This is a genomic window from Microbacterium sp. MAH-37 (assembly GCF_009758255.1).
Taxonomy (GTDB): domain Bacteria; phylum Actinomycetota; class Actinomycetes; order Actinomycetales; family Microbacteriaceae; genus Microbacterium.
This window is the reverse complement of sequence record NZ_WSEN01000008.1, coordinates 316,875-331,435: the sequence shown is the minus strand read 5'-3', so window position 1 is coordinate 331,435 and position 14,561 is coordinate 316,875. Positions and strand designations below refer to the sequence as shown.

The window sequence follows — 14,561 nt, the reverse complement described above, 5'->3', positions numbered from 1 at the left end:
GCGACCTGAGCGGCGGCGCCGTAGGAATGTGACGAACTGAGGCGCAGGTGGCGCTCGCGAAAGGAGATGACCGTGCGCAAGGATCGGTTCATGACCATGGCAGGCGACTCGCTCGGCCTTCCGCCGGTGCTCCGCGCCGACGGGACGGCGGCGCGGGTGCTCGTGGTCGACGACGAGGTTCCCCTGGCCGGAGCCGTCGCGAACTCCCTCCGCGTCGACGGCTGGGAGGTGCGCATCGAGAACCGCGGCCGCGACGCGCTGCTCGCGGTGCGCGAGTTCCAGCCCGACGTGGTCGTGCTCGACATCATGATGCCGGGCATCGACGGCCTCGAGACGCTGGATCGTATCCGTGCCGTCCGGCCGGAGGTCAGGGTGCTGTTCCTCACCGCGCTGGACGGGCACGACGACCGGATCGCCGGGCTCCGCGCCGGCGGCGACGACTACCTGACGAAGCCGTTCGCGGTGCCGGAGCTGCAGGCCAGGGTGCGGGTGCTGGCCCGCACCGCCGCGGCGATCGCCCGCCCCGCGGCATCCGTGCTGCACGTCGGCGACCTCGAGATCGACAGGTCCGCCGTCACCGCGACTCTCGCCGGTGCACCGCTCGACCTCACCGCGACCGAGTACGAGCTGCTGCTCCTGCTGGCGAACAATGCGGGCCGTGTGCTGCGCCGGCCGCAGATCCTCGAGGCGGTCTGGGGGTACGACTTCGGCACCGACTCCAATCTCGTCGAGGTGTACGTCTCGAGCCTGCGGCGCAAGCTCGCCGCGAGCGACGCGGTGCGTCTGGAGACGGTGCGCACGGTCGGCTACGTGCTCAAGGCGGCGACATGACCCGTACGCGCAGCCTGCGCCTGCAGGTGGTGCTGATCGCCTCGGCCCTCGTCGCCGCGGCGAGCGTGATCGTGGGCGTGGTGTCGGTGGTCTCGCTGAACGACTACCTGCTCGGTCAACTCGACGAGCGTCTCACCGGAGCCGCGCAGCGCGGTGCGGACATGGTCGGCCGCCCGCGGCCGCCCGGCGCCCCGCAGCCGCCGGCCCGCGACGATCTGGTCGGAGCTCCCGGCCAGTCGCCGGGCACGGTCACCGCGGTGTTCCGCGACGACGCATTCGCCGTGGGCGGCTGGATCGACGCCGACGGAACCAGGCACGACCTCAGCACCGAGCAGCAGCAGACCCTGGCATCCGTGCCCGTCGGCGCGACGCCGCAGACCGTCGACCTGGGCGGCGACCTCGGCTCCTACCGGGTCGCGGCGCGCACGGCGACGGAAGACGCTGTCGTGGTGACCGGCATGCCGATGGAGCCCGTCACCGCGGCGACCGGCAGGCTGACCCTCGTCGTCGTGCTGGTCGGGCTCGCCAGCATCCTGCTCGCGATTCTCGCCGCCGCGCTGGCGATGGGCCGTGCGCTGCGCCCGCTGCGCCGCGTCGCGAGCACGGCGTCCGAGGTCACCTCGGTGCCGCTCGGACGCGGCGAAGTGTCCCTCGCACAGCGCGTCACCGAGGACGACATCGCCTCCACTGCCGAGGTCGGTCACGTCGGCGCGGCGCTGAACGACCTGCTGGATCACGTCGAGCAGGCGCTGGCGCAGCGCGAGGCGAGCGAGTCCACGATGCGGCGGTTCGTCGCGGACGCCAGCCATGAGCTGCGCACGCCGCTCACCAGCATCCGCGCCTACGCGCAGCTGTCCGAGCGCGCAGGGGCCGAGCCCGACGAGATGCGCGGCAACGCCGCGCTGATCGACGCCGAGGGCACCCGGATGAGCACGCTGATCGACCAGATGCTCACCCTCGCCCGGCTCGACGCGCTGCCCGCGATGGCGCGGGCCGAGGTCGATCTGCGGATGCTGGTGGCCGAGGCCGTCGTCGCCGCGCGGATCGCCGCACCCGATCACGCCTGGACGATGGAGCTCGGCGAGGAGCCGGCGATCGTGAGCGGAGACGCCGCCGACCTGCGCCGCGTCGTCGACAACCTGCTCGGCAACGCCCGCCAGCACACCCCGCCCGGCACCACCGTGTCGGTCCGCATCGCGACGGATGCCGGTGCCGTGACGCTCACGGTCGTGGACGACGGCCCCGGGCTGCCGGACGACCTCGCCGTGTTCGACCGGTTCGCCCGGGGCGACGCCTCGCGGTCGCGGGAGGACGGCGGCGGTACCGGCCTCGGCCTCGCCATCTCGCGCGCTGTGATCGAGGCGCACGGCGGCACGATCGAGGCGGTGCCCGGAGCGGGCGCGACCTTCGTGGTCAGTCTGCCGGTCGCGCCTCCGTCAGAGTGACGCGGAACAGGGCGAGCGACTCGGGATCCAGGGTCGGCGCCTCGAGGCCGACGGAGCCCAGCATGTCGCCTGTGAGGGTCAGTGGACCTGGCCACCAGGGGACCTGCGACCACGCCGAGCCGGCCTCGAGCAGGGGCGCGGGCACCGCCTCGACGCGATAGGTGGCGTGGTCGCGCAGGCCGGGCAGCCGCACCCGTCCGGACGACGCGGCGACGGAGGTGGCCAGCTGCACGGCGGCGAAGAGCCCGTCCGTGCCGTCCGTCGAGAGCACGCCGTGCACGCGCAGCGCCGGATCGGGGGAGTCCACCGTGATGGCCGCGCCGCTGTGCAGCAGCGGTCTCAACTGCTTGTACAACTGCACCCATCCGCGCAGAGCGGTGAGTTCCTCTTCGTCGGCCTGCCCGAGATCCCACTCGATGCCGAGGTGACCGAACAGCGCCGTCCCCGCCCGGAAGGGCAGCGAGTGGGTGCGCCGTGTGGTGTGAGACTGCGGGGAGCCGATGTGCGCCCCCACGAGTTCCGGCGGCAGCAGCATCCAGGTGCCCTCGTGGATCCGCTGCCGCTCCAGTGGGTCGGTCGTGTCCGACGCCCACACCCGCTGGCAGCGGGTCATCAGGCCCAGATCGATGCGCCCTCCGCCGCCCGCGCAGTTCTCGATCTCGAGTTCCGGATGCCGTTCCCGTAGCACGTCGAGCATCTCGTACAGCGCACGGGTCTGGCGGTGCACCGTCGCCCGGCCGTCGCCGGGGGAGGCGGAGTCGATGAGGTCGCGGTTGTGGTCCCATTTCAGATAGGAGATCGGATACTCGTCGAGCAGCGCCTCGAGACGGCCGAGCACGTGCTCCCATGCGTCCCGGTTGCCGAGGTCGAGCACCCACTGCGACCGGGAGGTCGCGGGCTCGCGTCCGGGCACCCCCATGATCCAGTCGGGATGCTGCCTGGCCAACTCGGAGTCGCGGCTCACCATCTCGGGCTCGACCCACAGGCCGAACTCCATGCCCAGGCCGCGGACCGTGTCGATGAGCGGGTGCAGTCCGTCAGGCCAGACGTCCGGATCGACCTCCCAGTCGCCGAGGCCGGCTCGGTCGTCCCGGCGTCCGAGGAACCAGCCGTCGTCGAGCACGAATCGTTCGACGCCGGCCGAGGCGGCCAGCCGGGCGATGCCGCGCAGCCTCTCCAGGTCGTGGTCGAAGTACACCGCCTCCCATACGTTCAGCGTCACCTTGCGCTCGCCTCGGGGGTGCGACGGGATCGCACGCAGATAGTCGTGGAACTTGGCGGAGGCGCCGTTGGTCCCGGTGCCGTACGCGAGGTAGAGCCACGGCGACTCGTACTCCTCCGCGGGGGACAGCACGACCTCGCCGGGCAGGAGCAGCTCGCCGCCGCCGACCACGCGGATGCCGGAGGGGGCCACCTGCTCGGCGAACATCCGGGTGTTGCCCGACCAGCCCAGGTGCGCGGCCCAGACCTCGCCCGACGTGGCGGAGAAGCCGCGTGTGCCGACGACGAGCACCGATGAGGCATCGTGAGAGCGGCCGAATCGAGAGTCCCGCACATGCTGGCCGAACGTGAAGGCGGTGCGCTGCGGGGATCGCTCCCTGATCCACATCCCGGTGTAGTCGAGAATCTCGTCGGCCTGGCGCGGCACCGGCACGATCGACTCGACTCCCTCGAGCGCGTAGTCGGAGTCGCCGTCGTTGCGCACCGAGATCGCGGTGCGCAGCAGCCCGCCGACGAGCAGCTGGAACCGGAGCCGGAGCTCCAACCGGGCGAGGGGATCGGCGGCGATGATCGTGACGGACTCCGTGGTGCCGGGTTCGGCCGGATCGACGACGACGTCGACGGGAGCGAAGGCCGGCGCGAAGCCGGTGCCGTCCCGGCTTCCCGAGAGGGCAGGGCGGCCGGGCCATCCGTCCGAGTACGCGGGGGCGACGGTGAGGTCGGTGGGATCATCGGCGCGGTGTGCGCGGTTCCCCATCGCCCCCGCGGTGACGAGCTGGGTGAGTGCGTCGTCGTCGGCGTCGCGCAGCCGGCGCCCCCAGTGCACGATCCGCGGGAGGTGCGGTCCGCGGCGGTCGAGCACCAGCGAGACGTCGGCGTCCCTGAGATGGATGAAGTCTGCTGAGACGGTCACGGCCTGGCTCCTTATGCGGGGTGGACTCGAGGTGGGGGTTATGGCTCTGCCTCCAACTTATTCGGTGCAGCCCGTGAAACCTTGTTCGGCGCAGCCCGTGAATCGACGACCCGACCTCACTCCGGAGTGTTCCCCGTCGCCCGGCCCATCCGGTACGGCGTCGTGACGCCCTCGTAGGCGAGGTGGGTCATCAGCCCCTCGGCCGCGTGCGGCAGGTTGTGGCAGTGGTCCATCCAGATGCCTGGGTTGTCGGCGACGAACGCGATCTCGTAGGTGTCGCCGTGCTCGACGGTCAGCGAGTCGACCCACCAGGGGCTGCCGGTCGCGGCGACGCCGTTGCGCGACAGCACGACGGCGTGATGTCCGTGCAGGTGCATCGGATGCAGTTCGCCACTGCCGTTCGAGATGCGCATCACCACGATGTCGCCCTCGGTCACCATGAACATCGGCACGTTCGGGACGATGCCCCCGTTGATCGTCCACCAGAGACCGGGACGGCCGTCGAGGAATCCGGGCATCCGCCCGATGTCGTAGTGGAATTCGCGGTCCGGCTTCCCCGGATCGAAGCCGAGCGGCGCCGGCGATCCGTACGTGAGCATGTCCACCGCCTGAGACGGCTGCGCGCCGGTGCGCGGCTCACCGTCGCCGATGGCGAACGAAGCGCCGGGCAGTGCGACGGTCGCGCCCGCGGGCGGCACGCGGATGCCGAGATCGGCCCGGCCGCCCGCGGTGATCGTGACCTTGCGGTCCGTGATCGCACCCGGTTCATGGACCTCGGCGCCGTCGACCGCGAGCACGCGGAACGGGAGGCCGGGCACCCAGACCGAGACCGGACTGTTGTCGGTGTTCACGATCCGCACGCGCAGCTCGCCCTCGACTGCGGCGTCCGCGTGCACGTCGCCGACGGCGCCGTTCACCGTGCGGATGCTGCCGTCGTACGTGTGCACGACCGCGACGGCATCGGGCTTCCCAGCATCCGCCTTCGGCGTGATCACGAGTGCCCCGAACAGCCCGCCCACCACCTGCGTGTGCGAGATCTGATGCGAGTGGTACCAGTAGGTGCCGACCTGATCGGCGACGAAGCGGTACGTGAACGTCCCGCCGGGCATCACCGCGTCCTGCGTGACACCGGCGACGCCGTCCATGGCGTTCGGCACGTCGACGCCGTGCCAGTGCAGCGTCACGCCGTCCGGAACGTCATCGTTGCGCAGCACCACCTCGACCAGCTGGCCCTGCATCGCCCGGATGACAGGGCCGGGCGTCGAGCCGTTCAGCGTGAACCCGTCGAACGGCTCGGCTCCCGGGATCCTCACCTTCTCCGCGCGCGCGGTCAGCTCGACGTGCACGTCGGCCGGGGCATCCGGGTCGGCGATGAGCTCGCTGACCTCCGTTCCCCCCATGTCCATGCCCGGCATGTCCATGTCGTGCTGGGCATGCGCCGGAGCCGGCCCCCCGCCGTACTCGGCTGTCCCCATCTGCATCGCCGAGTACGAGTCGGGGAGCCGGCTCGCGGCCCATCCCCAGACCGCCGCGGTGATCAGCCCCGCCGCCAGGACGGAGCCGATCACCGCAGCGACGCGCGTGCGTCGCGCCATCGCGGGTCAGACCATGGCCGGCTGCTGTGCCGCCGGGGTCTTCGCAGGGTGCGACACCCGCCAGCCCGCGAAGAACGCGAACGAGGCGAGCAGGATGGCGTTTGCTCCGTGCAGCAGGGCGAGGAAGCTCACCGAGTGCGCCAGCACGCCCAGCGTGACCTGCAGCGCGACCAGCCCCAGCACGATCGCGGCCCGTCGCGTGCCGCCCGGGATCTTCGCGAAGAACGACACGATCAGCAGCACGATCGCGACGATCGGGATCACGTACATGCCGTTCATGCCGTGCACCATGATGCCGAGGAACTCCGGCACCGCAGGCGGCGTCTCCGAGGTGAAGTCGATCGTCCCTCCTCCGGCGAGGAAGGAGACCAGGCCCGCCGAGGCCCAGGCGTGCATGGACGCCTGGACGGCGACCAGCACGAGGATCGTGTAGGCGAGCACTTTGTAGGTGGTTCTCATGGCGACACTCCTGTCGTTCGGCGTGCGACGAACGCACTTCGCGCTGGGGAGAGTCACGCGGTGGAAGAACCGTCGGTGGGCTCACCGGCGGATGTCGAGAGTCAACGCCCGCGGCATCCGGTGGTCAAGGGAAGCGGGCGAAACCCCCACATTCTCTGGGGGATGCGCGGAACCGCGGCGCGCGGGGACCGATCATCGCCGAGCCGTTCGCGTTGTGCGCCGGTGACGAGCCGGGGAAGGCGATCGGCGCGCCGGTCCCGACGCTCGTTGAGCATTCTGCTCGTGATATGTCACACTGCACCTCCGAACGGCGTAGCCTTGAGGGGTGACTGCGTACGTCTCGGCCTTCGACCTGTTCTCCATCGGTGTGGGACCCTCGAGCTCCCATACCGTCGGGCCGATGAGGGCCGGAGTCGACTTCGCCGCACGGCTGCGCGCCGGCGGTCTGCTCGAGAAGGTCGAGCGCGTCACGTGCGAGCTGTTCGGCTCGCTGGGGGCGACCGGACTGGGCCACGGGACGCCGGACGCCGTGCTGGCGGGGCTGCAGGACCTGCACCCCGAGACCTGCGACCCGGATGACGTGCGTGCGCTCTGGACCGAGTGGCCCGAGGGGCGCGACCTGCTGCTCGCGGGAGAGCGACGCATCCCGTTCGCCAAGGACGACATCTCGTTCGTGCCGCGCACCCGCCTGCCCGGCCATCCCAACGCGATGACCCTGCACGCGCTCGACGCCGACGGCGCGCCCGTGCTCGAGCAGACCTACTACTCGATCGGCGGCGGCTTCATCCGTCGCGACGGTGAGGAGGCGCGCGTCTCGGCCGCGGTGCAGCCGTACCCGTACGACAGCGCCGAGGAGCTGCTCGCCCTGTGCGACGAGAACGGGCTGTCCATCGCCGAGATCGCCCGCGCCAACGAGATGGCGACGCGCAGCGAGGAGCAGGTCGCGGCCGGGCTGGACGCCATCTGGGACGCGATGTACTCGTGTGTCGATGCGGGCCTGCACAACGGCGGCACACTGCCCGGCATCCTCAAGGTCAGGCGGCGGGCATCCGACATCCGCGAGCAGCTCGAGGCAGCCGAGTCCGACGGACACGCGCAGGTGCCGGGCGAGTGGCTGGGCGCGTTCGCGCTGGCCGTGAACGAGGAGAACGCCGCGGGCGGCCGCGTCGTCACCGCGCCGACCAACGGCGCGGCCGGCATCCTGCCGGCCGTCGCGATGTACTGGTGGCGGTTCCTCGCCGACTCCGGGCTCGGGGCGGGCAACGCGGTCACTCCCTATGGAGAGCTGGTCGGCAGCGCGCTGCTCGGGTTCGGCGCAGAGGCCTCGCTGGTCGCGGTCGGCGCGATCGAGGACCCGGACGAGGTCGCCGAGGCCAACCGCCGCCGCGGCATCCGTCGTTTCCTGCTGACCGCGACCGCACTCGGCTCGCTGTTCAAGGCGAACGCGTCGATCTCGGGTGCCGAGGGCGGGTGCCAGGCCGAGGTCGGGTCGGCGTGCGCGATGGCCGCCGGCGGGCTGACCGCCGTCATGGGCGGCACGGTCCGCCAGATCGAGAACGCCGCCGAGATCGCCATGGAGCATCACCTGGGGCTCACCTGCGATCCGATCGGCGGGCTGGTGCAGATCCCGTGCATCGAGCGCAACGCGATCGCGGCATCCACCGCGGTCACCGCCGCACGGCTCGCGCTGCGGGGCGACGGCCACCACTACGTGTCGCTCGACGCGGTCGTCGAGACCATGCGCCAGACCGGCCTCGACATGTCGACGAAGTACAAGGAGACCAGCGAGGGCGGCCTCGCGGTGAACGTCATCGAGTGTTGAGCCCCCGCCGCATCTCCGGTGGGTCGATAATTCACCCATGACGGATGCTGCAGCGGTGACTGTCGACGCGCTGACGGTGCGGCGCGGGCGCCGCACCGTGTTCGACGGGCTCGACGTCACGATCCCGCGCGGCGAGATCACCGGACTGCTCGGGCCGAGCGGATGCGGCAAGACCACGCTGCTGCGCGCGATCGTAGGCGTGCAGAAGGTGAAGGGCGGCACGGTCACCGTGCTCGGCGAGCCGGCAGGTTCCCGCGCACTGCGCGACAGGGTGGCGTACGGCACGCAGGGCGCCGCGGTGTACAGCGACCTGACCGTGCGGCAGAACCTGCAGTACTTCGCCTCCGTCCTCGGCGCCCCGCACGGCGACGTCGACCGGGTGCTCGACGAGGTCGGTCTGCGCGACCACGCGAAGCAGCAGGTGGTGGACCTCAGCGGCGGACAGGCGGGCCGGGTGTCGCTGGGCGCGGCGCTGCTCGGCAGACCCGAGCTGGTGGTGCTCGACGAACCCACCGTCGGTCTGGACCCGGTACTGCGCAGCGAGCTGTGGGGCATGTTCCGGCGGATCGCCGATGCCGGGACCACGCTGATCGTCTCGAGCCACGTGATGGACGAGGCGCGGCGCTGCGATCGGCTGCTGCTCATGCGCGACGGCCGGTTGATAGCCGACACCACGCCCACCGCGCTGCTGGAGGACACCGGCGAACCGGATGCCGAGGACGCCTTCCTCGCGCTCATCGCGCGGGACGAGAAGGAGCATCCGCCGACGAGGCGCTCGCAGCGGGGAGCCGTGTCGTGAACCCGCGCCGGATGTTCGCGACCGCCGGGCGCGTGCTGGGGCAGCTGCGGCACGACCCGCGCTCGATCGCGCTGATGCTGGTCGCGCCGAGCCTGCTGGTCGGCCTGTTCGCCTGGCTGTTCACCGACCAGGATGGCGTGTTCGACCAGTTCGGTGGCGCGATCCTGGCGCTGTTCCCGTTCATCGTGATGTTCCTGATCACCTCGATCACGACCCTGCGCGAACGCCGGTCGGGCACGCTGGAACGGCTCATGACGACGCCGCTCGGCAAGGCCGACTTCATCCTCGGCTACGCGCTGGCGTTCGGCCTGATGGCGGTGCTGCAGGCCGCGATCACTGTGGCGTTCGCGGTGTACGTGTGCGGACTGACGGTGGACGGGCCGCTCTGGCAATTGGGCTTGGTGGCGGTGGTCGACGCCGTTCTCGGCACGGCCCTCGGCCTGCTGGCGAGCGCATTCGCGCAGACCGAGTTCCAGGCGGTGCAGTTCATGCCCGTGCTGGTCTTCCCCCAGATCATCCTGGGCGGGCTGTTCATGCCCCGCGACCAGATGCCCGACGTCCTCTACGCCATCTCGGACTGGCTGCCGCTCAGCCATGCGATCGATGCGACAGGTGCGGTGACGGCAGGGGACGAGGGATGGGACGTCTGGCAGCCCGTGCTCATCGTGGTCGCGTTCGCCGTGGCGTTCCTGGTGCTCGCGCCGCTGACGCTGCGCCGCCGGACGCCGTAGCGGAAGCACGGAGGCGCCGCCGCGACAGGTCGCTCCGGCGGCGCGTGAGGTCTGATTTCCGCCAGCATCCGGCGCTCCCCGCTGCTGGAATCGACGCATGCCGACCCGCTCGTCTCTCCCCGCCGCCTTCACCCGCCTGTCGTCGGCGAGCGCGCTCACCCTCTCCGCCGAGCAGCTCGCGCTGGCGGCGGCCCCGCTCGCGGCGGTGATGATCCTCGGTGCGGGAGCGACGGAGACCGCGCTGCTGCAGGTGGCGCAGACGCTGCCGTTCCTGCTGCTGGCGATCCCTTTCGGGCTGCTGGTCGACCGCTTCTCTCCGCGTCGCTTCCTGCTGGGGGCCGAGATGCTGCGGGTGCTGACCCTGCTGTGCGTCGTCGTGCTGCTTCTGGTCGACGCGCTCACGTTCCCGGCGCTCCTCGCCCTGGGGCTGATCGGGGCGATCGGCACAGTCGCGTTCAGCGTGGCTGTTCCCGCGACGGTGCCGGCTGTGGTCGACCGCGAGCGCCTGGTCGATGCGAACCGCTGGATCGAACTGGGGCGGAGCACCGCCTACATCGCGGGGCCCGCGCTGGGCGGGGCACTGGTGTCGCTCGCCGGGGCGAGCACGGCGTTCATCGTGGCCACGGTCGTGTGCAGTGCGGCCGTCGTCCTGCTCTCCCGGCTCGCCCTGCCCGGTCGCCCGGCGCCGACGCAACGGGAGCCCGCGCTCCGCAGCCTGGACGAGGGACTCCGATTCGCGCTCCGGCACGAGCTGCTGCGACCGATGATCCTCACCTCGATGATCTTCAACATCGGCTGGTTCCTCGTGCAGGCGGTCTTCGTCGTGCACGCGATCGACAGGGTCGGGATGACTCCTGCGACCGTGGGCATCGCACTCGGCATCTCCGGCGCCGGAGGACTGCTCAGCGCCTTCGCCGTGCGCCGGCTGTCGGACAGGCTGCCGCTCGGCGGTCTGATGATGGTCGGGCCGATCTGCGGATTCCTGGCGGCGGTCATCCTGATGTCCACTCTTTGGATCCCGTCCTCCCCGATCGTGTTCGTGTCGTTCTTCCTGTTCGGGTTCGGTCCCGTGCTGTGGGCGATCTCGACGACGGCGCTGCGTCAGGCCGTCACTCCTCTGCCGCTGCTGGGACGGGTGTCCTCGCTGATGATCGTGTCGACCTATGGTGCACGTCCCCTCGGTGCAGGGCTGGCGGCGCTGGTCTCGGCGGTCGTCGGACTCGACTGGTGCCTGGTGGCGGCGGCCGTGGTCTTCGCCGCTCAGCTCGTCGTCGCGCTCGTCTCGCGGCTTCCGAGGGTCCAGCGCCTGCCGGACGAGGCTCCGCAGCCGGCGCGCGCCGCCGGCGCCTCGCCCGCGCGGTGAGTGCTCACGGGGTCGGGCTCGTGCGCTCGACCACGACGTCGCGTTGCGGGCCGTAATGGAACGGCGAGACGACGAACACCGCGACGGCCACGAGGGTGAGGGCCGAGACCGTGATGCAGAGACGGGACATGACGACCGGCGTGCGCGGGCCCGCCGCCCTGCGCACGAGGACGTACACGCCCCAGCCGAGGAGTGCGCCGGCGGTGTTGACGATCAGGTCGGTGGTGTCGAAGCTGCCCGTCGAGATGAGCTGCTGCACGATCTCGAGTGCGAGGCTGGCGACGAGCGCGGCGAGACCGGCCCGCCACCAGGACCACTTCGGAGCGAGCGCTCCGAGGAACAGCCCGAAGGGGATGAAGAGCACGAGGTTGATCGTCATCTCTGCGGGGGAGTTCGCGCCGGCGTCCCCGCTCGCCACGAACGGGACCAGCTTGACCGGTCTGTCCAGCCCCGCCGCCTCGCCGATCCACGGCACCTCGAGCTTCCACAGCACGACCCACGCGAGCAGCACGAGGTAGATCGTGAACGCGCCGAGCAGGACACCGCGACGGCGGCGCGATCGGTTCGGGGACGAGGAGGGCACAGTGCATCCTCTCGCGGCATCCTCGGAGCCGGCTTCGAGTCAGCCCTCGCGAGCCGCGCGGTTCTTCGTGTGGCGCGTCGGCGCCGCGGCCCACGGGTCCTCGGGCCACGGATGCTTCGGATACCGGCCGCGCATCTCGGCGCGCACCTGCGCGTACGGACCCGACCAGAAGGACGCGAGGTCGTCGGTGACGGCGAGCGGCCGTCCGGCGGGGGAGAGCAGGTGGAACAGCACGGGCTCGCGGCCGCCGGCCAGACGCGGCGTCTCGGCCCAGCCGAAGCACTCCTGGAGCTTCACGGCGACCACCGGTCTGGCGGTCGGGTCGTCGGCGGGCGGGTACGCGATGCGGATGCGGGATCCGCTGGGCACCTCGAGTCGTTCCGGCGCGAGGGCGTCGAAGTCCACGGCGGCCGGCCAGGGCAACAGCCGGCGTAGAGCGGATGCCAGGTCGATGCGGCCCGCCGGGGTTCCCGTCGCGAGCGCGTCGATCTCCGGACTGAGCCAGGAGTCGAGGGCGTCGGCCAGGGCGGCATCCGACATGTCCGGCCACGGGGAGCCGATGGCGCGGTGCAGCAGGGCGAGGCGGCGGCGCAGCTGGTCCGCGGCATCCGACCAGGTGAACACGCCGAGGCCGTCGCGGTGCAGGGCACGCTCCACCGCTGCGCGCCCCTCGTCGGCCGCCGCGCGCACGGGGACCGATGAGCGCACGATCGCGCCGACCCGGCGCTCGCGGCGGGCGGCGACGCGGCCGTTCACGAACTCCGCGTCGACGCGGTCGGTGATCAGGTGGTCGGCGGCGCGCTCGACATGCTCCTCGCTGATGACGGCGGCGGCGCGGACGAGCGCCCCGGAGCCGGCGGCGGCCCTGCCGGATGCGCGGGCGACGTCGGCGACCGCCAGCCACTCGGCGCCCGCGAGCGGCCCGCGCACGCCCGCGCGGGTGCCGGACGCCAGCAGGAACACGGCGCCGTCGGCGGTCTGCTCGACTCGCCGGGCGATGCGCCCGGGGAACGCGAGTCCGATCACGAGCCCCGCATCGTCGACGCCGCCCCGCCGCCCTGCCCCCGGTGCTCCGGTCTCACTCGTTGCGGGTGTCTCGGCTGCGGACCCGCGTCCGTTGCGACCGGAACTGTGAAGGGTCGGCGCCCCCGGTGCTCCGGTCTCACTCGCTGCGGGTGTCTCGGCTGCGGACCCGCGTCCGTTGCGACCGGAGCCGCGGGAGGCCGGCGCGAAGCGCCGCAGACGCTCGGCCTCCTCAGCCCAGCGTCGGGCATCCGGACCGCGGCCGCCTCGCAGCGCGACGATCGCTGCGGCCACATCGGCATCGGGCACGCGGATGTCGCCGCCGAGCAGAGCGACCACGCCCGAGGCGAGCTCGGCGCCGACCAGTTCCGTGCCCTCGATGAGTGCGCGTGCCAGCCGGGGATCGACCGGGATGCGGGCGAGCGCGCGGCCCTCCGTCGTGGCGCGACCGTCGTCGTCGGTCGCGCCGAGGTCGTGCAGCACGGTCTGCGCCTCGCCCAGGGCGTCGGAGGGCAGCGGGTCAAGGAGCCTCAGCCCGGTGCCGCCCGGCGCACCCCAGCAGGCCAGCAGCAGCGCGGCATCCGCGAGGTCGGCGGTGGCGATCTCAGGAGTGGGGCGTGCCGGGGCCGCGGCGTAGGTGCGCTCGTCGACGCAGCGGATGACGACGCCGGGGCCCTGCCGTGTGGCACGTCCGGCGCGCTGCACGCAGGACGACCGTGCGGCGCCGGCGGTGACGAGCCCGCTCATCCCGCGGCCGGAGTCGCGCTGCGGGAAGCGCGACAGGCAGCTGTCGACGACCAGGCGCACGCCGGGCACGGTGAGGGAGGACTCGGCCAGCGAAGTGGTCACGATGATGCGGGGCTCCGCGCCCGGTGCACGGCCGCGGATCACGGCGTCCTGCTCGGCGGCGGGGATCTGCCCGTGCAGCTCGCGCACGTCGAACCCGCGGGCCTCGTCGCGCAGGCGCCGGGCGATCTCGGCGACCTCCCACGCGCCGGGCGCGAAGACCAGGGTGTCGCCGGTGGCGAGTTCGCGCGCGCCGGATGCCGCGGTGCGGGCGACGTGGTCGAGGAAGCCGCGTGTGACACCGCGCTCGTCCAGCCGCGGCACCGGGCTCGGTGCCCAGCGCTCGGTGAGCGGGTGGGCGGGTACGGTGTGCTCCAGGACGGGAGCCGGGTCGCCGATCACCTCGGCGATGCGCGCCGCGTCGAGGGTGGCCGACATCGCGATCAGCGCCAGGTCGTCGCGGAGCTCGCGCACTTCTCCGAGCAGCCCGATCAGGAGGTCGGTCTCGAGCGCGCGCTCGTGCACCTCGTCGATGACGACCGCGTCCACGCCGTCGAGGCCCGGGTCGTCCAGCATCCGCCGCAGCAGCACGCCGGCGGTGACGAACTCGATCCGCGTGTCCCGGCTGACGGAGCGCTCGCCGCGGACCGTGAACCCGACCCGGGTGCCGAGCGGCGAGCCGTCGAGCTGTGCGAGTCGTCGCGCAGCGGCGCGGGCGGCGACCCGCCGCGGCTGCGTGACGATGACCCGCCCCGCCGTGCGGGACGCGAGCAGGGGAGGGACGAGCGTGGTCTTTCCTGTGCCCGGCGGAGAGCTCACGACGACGGCCGAGCTCGCGTCGAGCGCTGCGCCCAGGTCGTCGAGGGCCGCGGCGAACGCGAGTCCGTCGCCGATCCTCGCCAGGTCGAAAGTCACCCGTCCAGTCTCGCGGATCGGTGACTCCCCTTGCTCCGAAATATGTATGGACAATAGTATGTCCATGCAATTCAA

11 protein-coding genes are annotated in these 14,561 nt (G+C 72.0%); 6 read left to right on the top strand and 5 right to left on the bottom strand.

The window, feature by feature from the left end; all coding sequences use genetic code 11:
* Positions 1–90 precede the first annotated feature (90 nt).
* Positions 91–831: a response regulator transcription factor gene (locus GON06_RS11925; RefSeq protein ID WP_232528426.1), complete on the top strand. Its 741-nt coding sequence runs from the start codon at positions 91–93 to the stop codon at positions 829–831.
* On the top strand, positions 828–2,276 hold the full coding sequence (locus GON06_RS11920; protein ID WP_157312506.1) for a sensor histidine kinase: 1,449 nt from the start codon (positions 828–830) through the stop codon (positions 2,274–2,276). The genes GON06_RS11925 and GON06_RS11920 overlap by 4 nt, the downstream gene beginning before the upstream one ends.
* Here the strand turns inward: GON06_RS11920 and GON06_RS11915 are convergent.
* The 3 genes from GON06_RS11915 to GON06_RS11905 all read right to left on the bottom strand — a co-directional run bounded on the left by GON06_RS11915 (position 2,245) and on the right by GON06_RS11905 (position 6,464).
* Positions 2,245–4,410: an alpha-galactosidase gene (locus tag GON06_RS11915; RefSeq protein ID WP_332837464.1), complete on the bottom strand. Its 2,166-nt coding sequence runs from the start codon at positions 4,408–4,410 to the stop codon at positions 2,245–2,247. The two genes, GON06_RS11920 and GON06_RS11915, sit on opposite strands and share 32 nt — an antisense overlap.
* A gap of 116 nt (positions 4,411–4,526) precedes the next feature.
* Positions 4,527–6,005, bottom strand: a complete 1,479-nt coding sequence (locus GON06_RS11910) for a multicopper oxidase family protein (protein ID WP_157312505.1) — start codon at positions 6,003–6,005, stop codon at positions 4,527–4,529.
* 6 nt (positions 6,006–6,011) lie between these two features.
* Positions 6,012–6,464 (bottom strand): hypothetical protein, encoded by a 453-nt coding sequence (locus GON06_RS11905; protein ID WP_157312504.1) that lies wholly within the window; start codon positions 6,462–6,464, stop codon positions 6,012–6,014.
* Between the two features lie 325 nt (positions 6,465–6,789).
* On the opposite strand from GON06_RS11905, the gene GON06_RS11900 reads away from it, so the two are divergent.
* The 4 genes from GON06_RS11900 (at position 6,790) to GON06_RS11885 (ending at position 11,179) form a co-directional block, all read left to right on the top strand.
* Positions 6,790–8,286 carry an L-serine ammonia-lyase, iron-sulfur-dependent, subunit alpha gene (locus GON06_RS11900; protein WP_332837463.1) on the top strand — a complete coding sequence of 499 codons (1,497 nt, stop codon included), beginning with the start codon at positions 6,790–6,792 and terminating at the stop codon, positions 8,284–8,286.
* A 37-nt stretch (positions 8,287–8,323) separates the two neighbouring features.
* Positions 8,324–9,085, top strand: coding sequence for an ABC transporter ATP-binding protein (locus GON06_RS11895; RefSeq protein ID WP_157312503.1), 762 nt, complete (start codon positions 8,324–8,326; stop codon positions 9,083–9,085).
* A complete protein-coding gene (locus GON06_RS11890; RefSeq protein ID WP_332837462.1) occupies positions 9,082–9,816 on the top strand; it encodes an ABC transporter permease in 735 nt (244 codons plus the stop codon). The genes GON06_RS11895 and GON06_RS11890 overlap by 4 nt, the downstream gene beginning before the upstream one ends.
* Before the next feature lie 97 nt (positions 9,817–9,913).
* On the top strand, positions 9,914–11,179 hold the full coding sequence (locus GON06_RS11885) for an MFS transporter (protein WP_157312502.1): 1,266 nt from the start codon (positions 9,914–9,916) through the stop codon (positions 11,177–11,179).
* Between the two features lie 4 nt (positions 11,180–11,183).
* Here the strand turns inward: GON06_RS11885 and GON06_RS11880 are convergent, their stop codons facing one another.
* Together GON06_RS11880 and GON06_RS11875 are read right to left on the bottom strand one after the other, a co-directional pair.
* Entirely contained in the window at positions 11,184–11,762 is a 579-nt protein-coding gene (locus GON06_RS11880; protein ID WP_332837460.1) for a VanZ family protein, read from the bottom strand.
* A gap of 39 nt (positions 11,763–11,801) precedes the next feature.
* Complete coding sequence (locus GON06_RS11875; RefSeq protein WP_332837459.1) at positions 11,802–14,486, bottom strand: ATP-dependent RNA helicase; 2,685 nt, start codon at positions 14,484–14,486, stop codon at positions 11,802–11,804.
* Positions 14,487–14,561 lie beyond the last annotated feature (75 nt).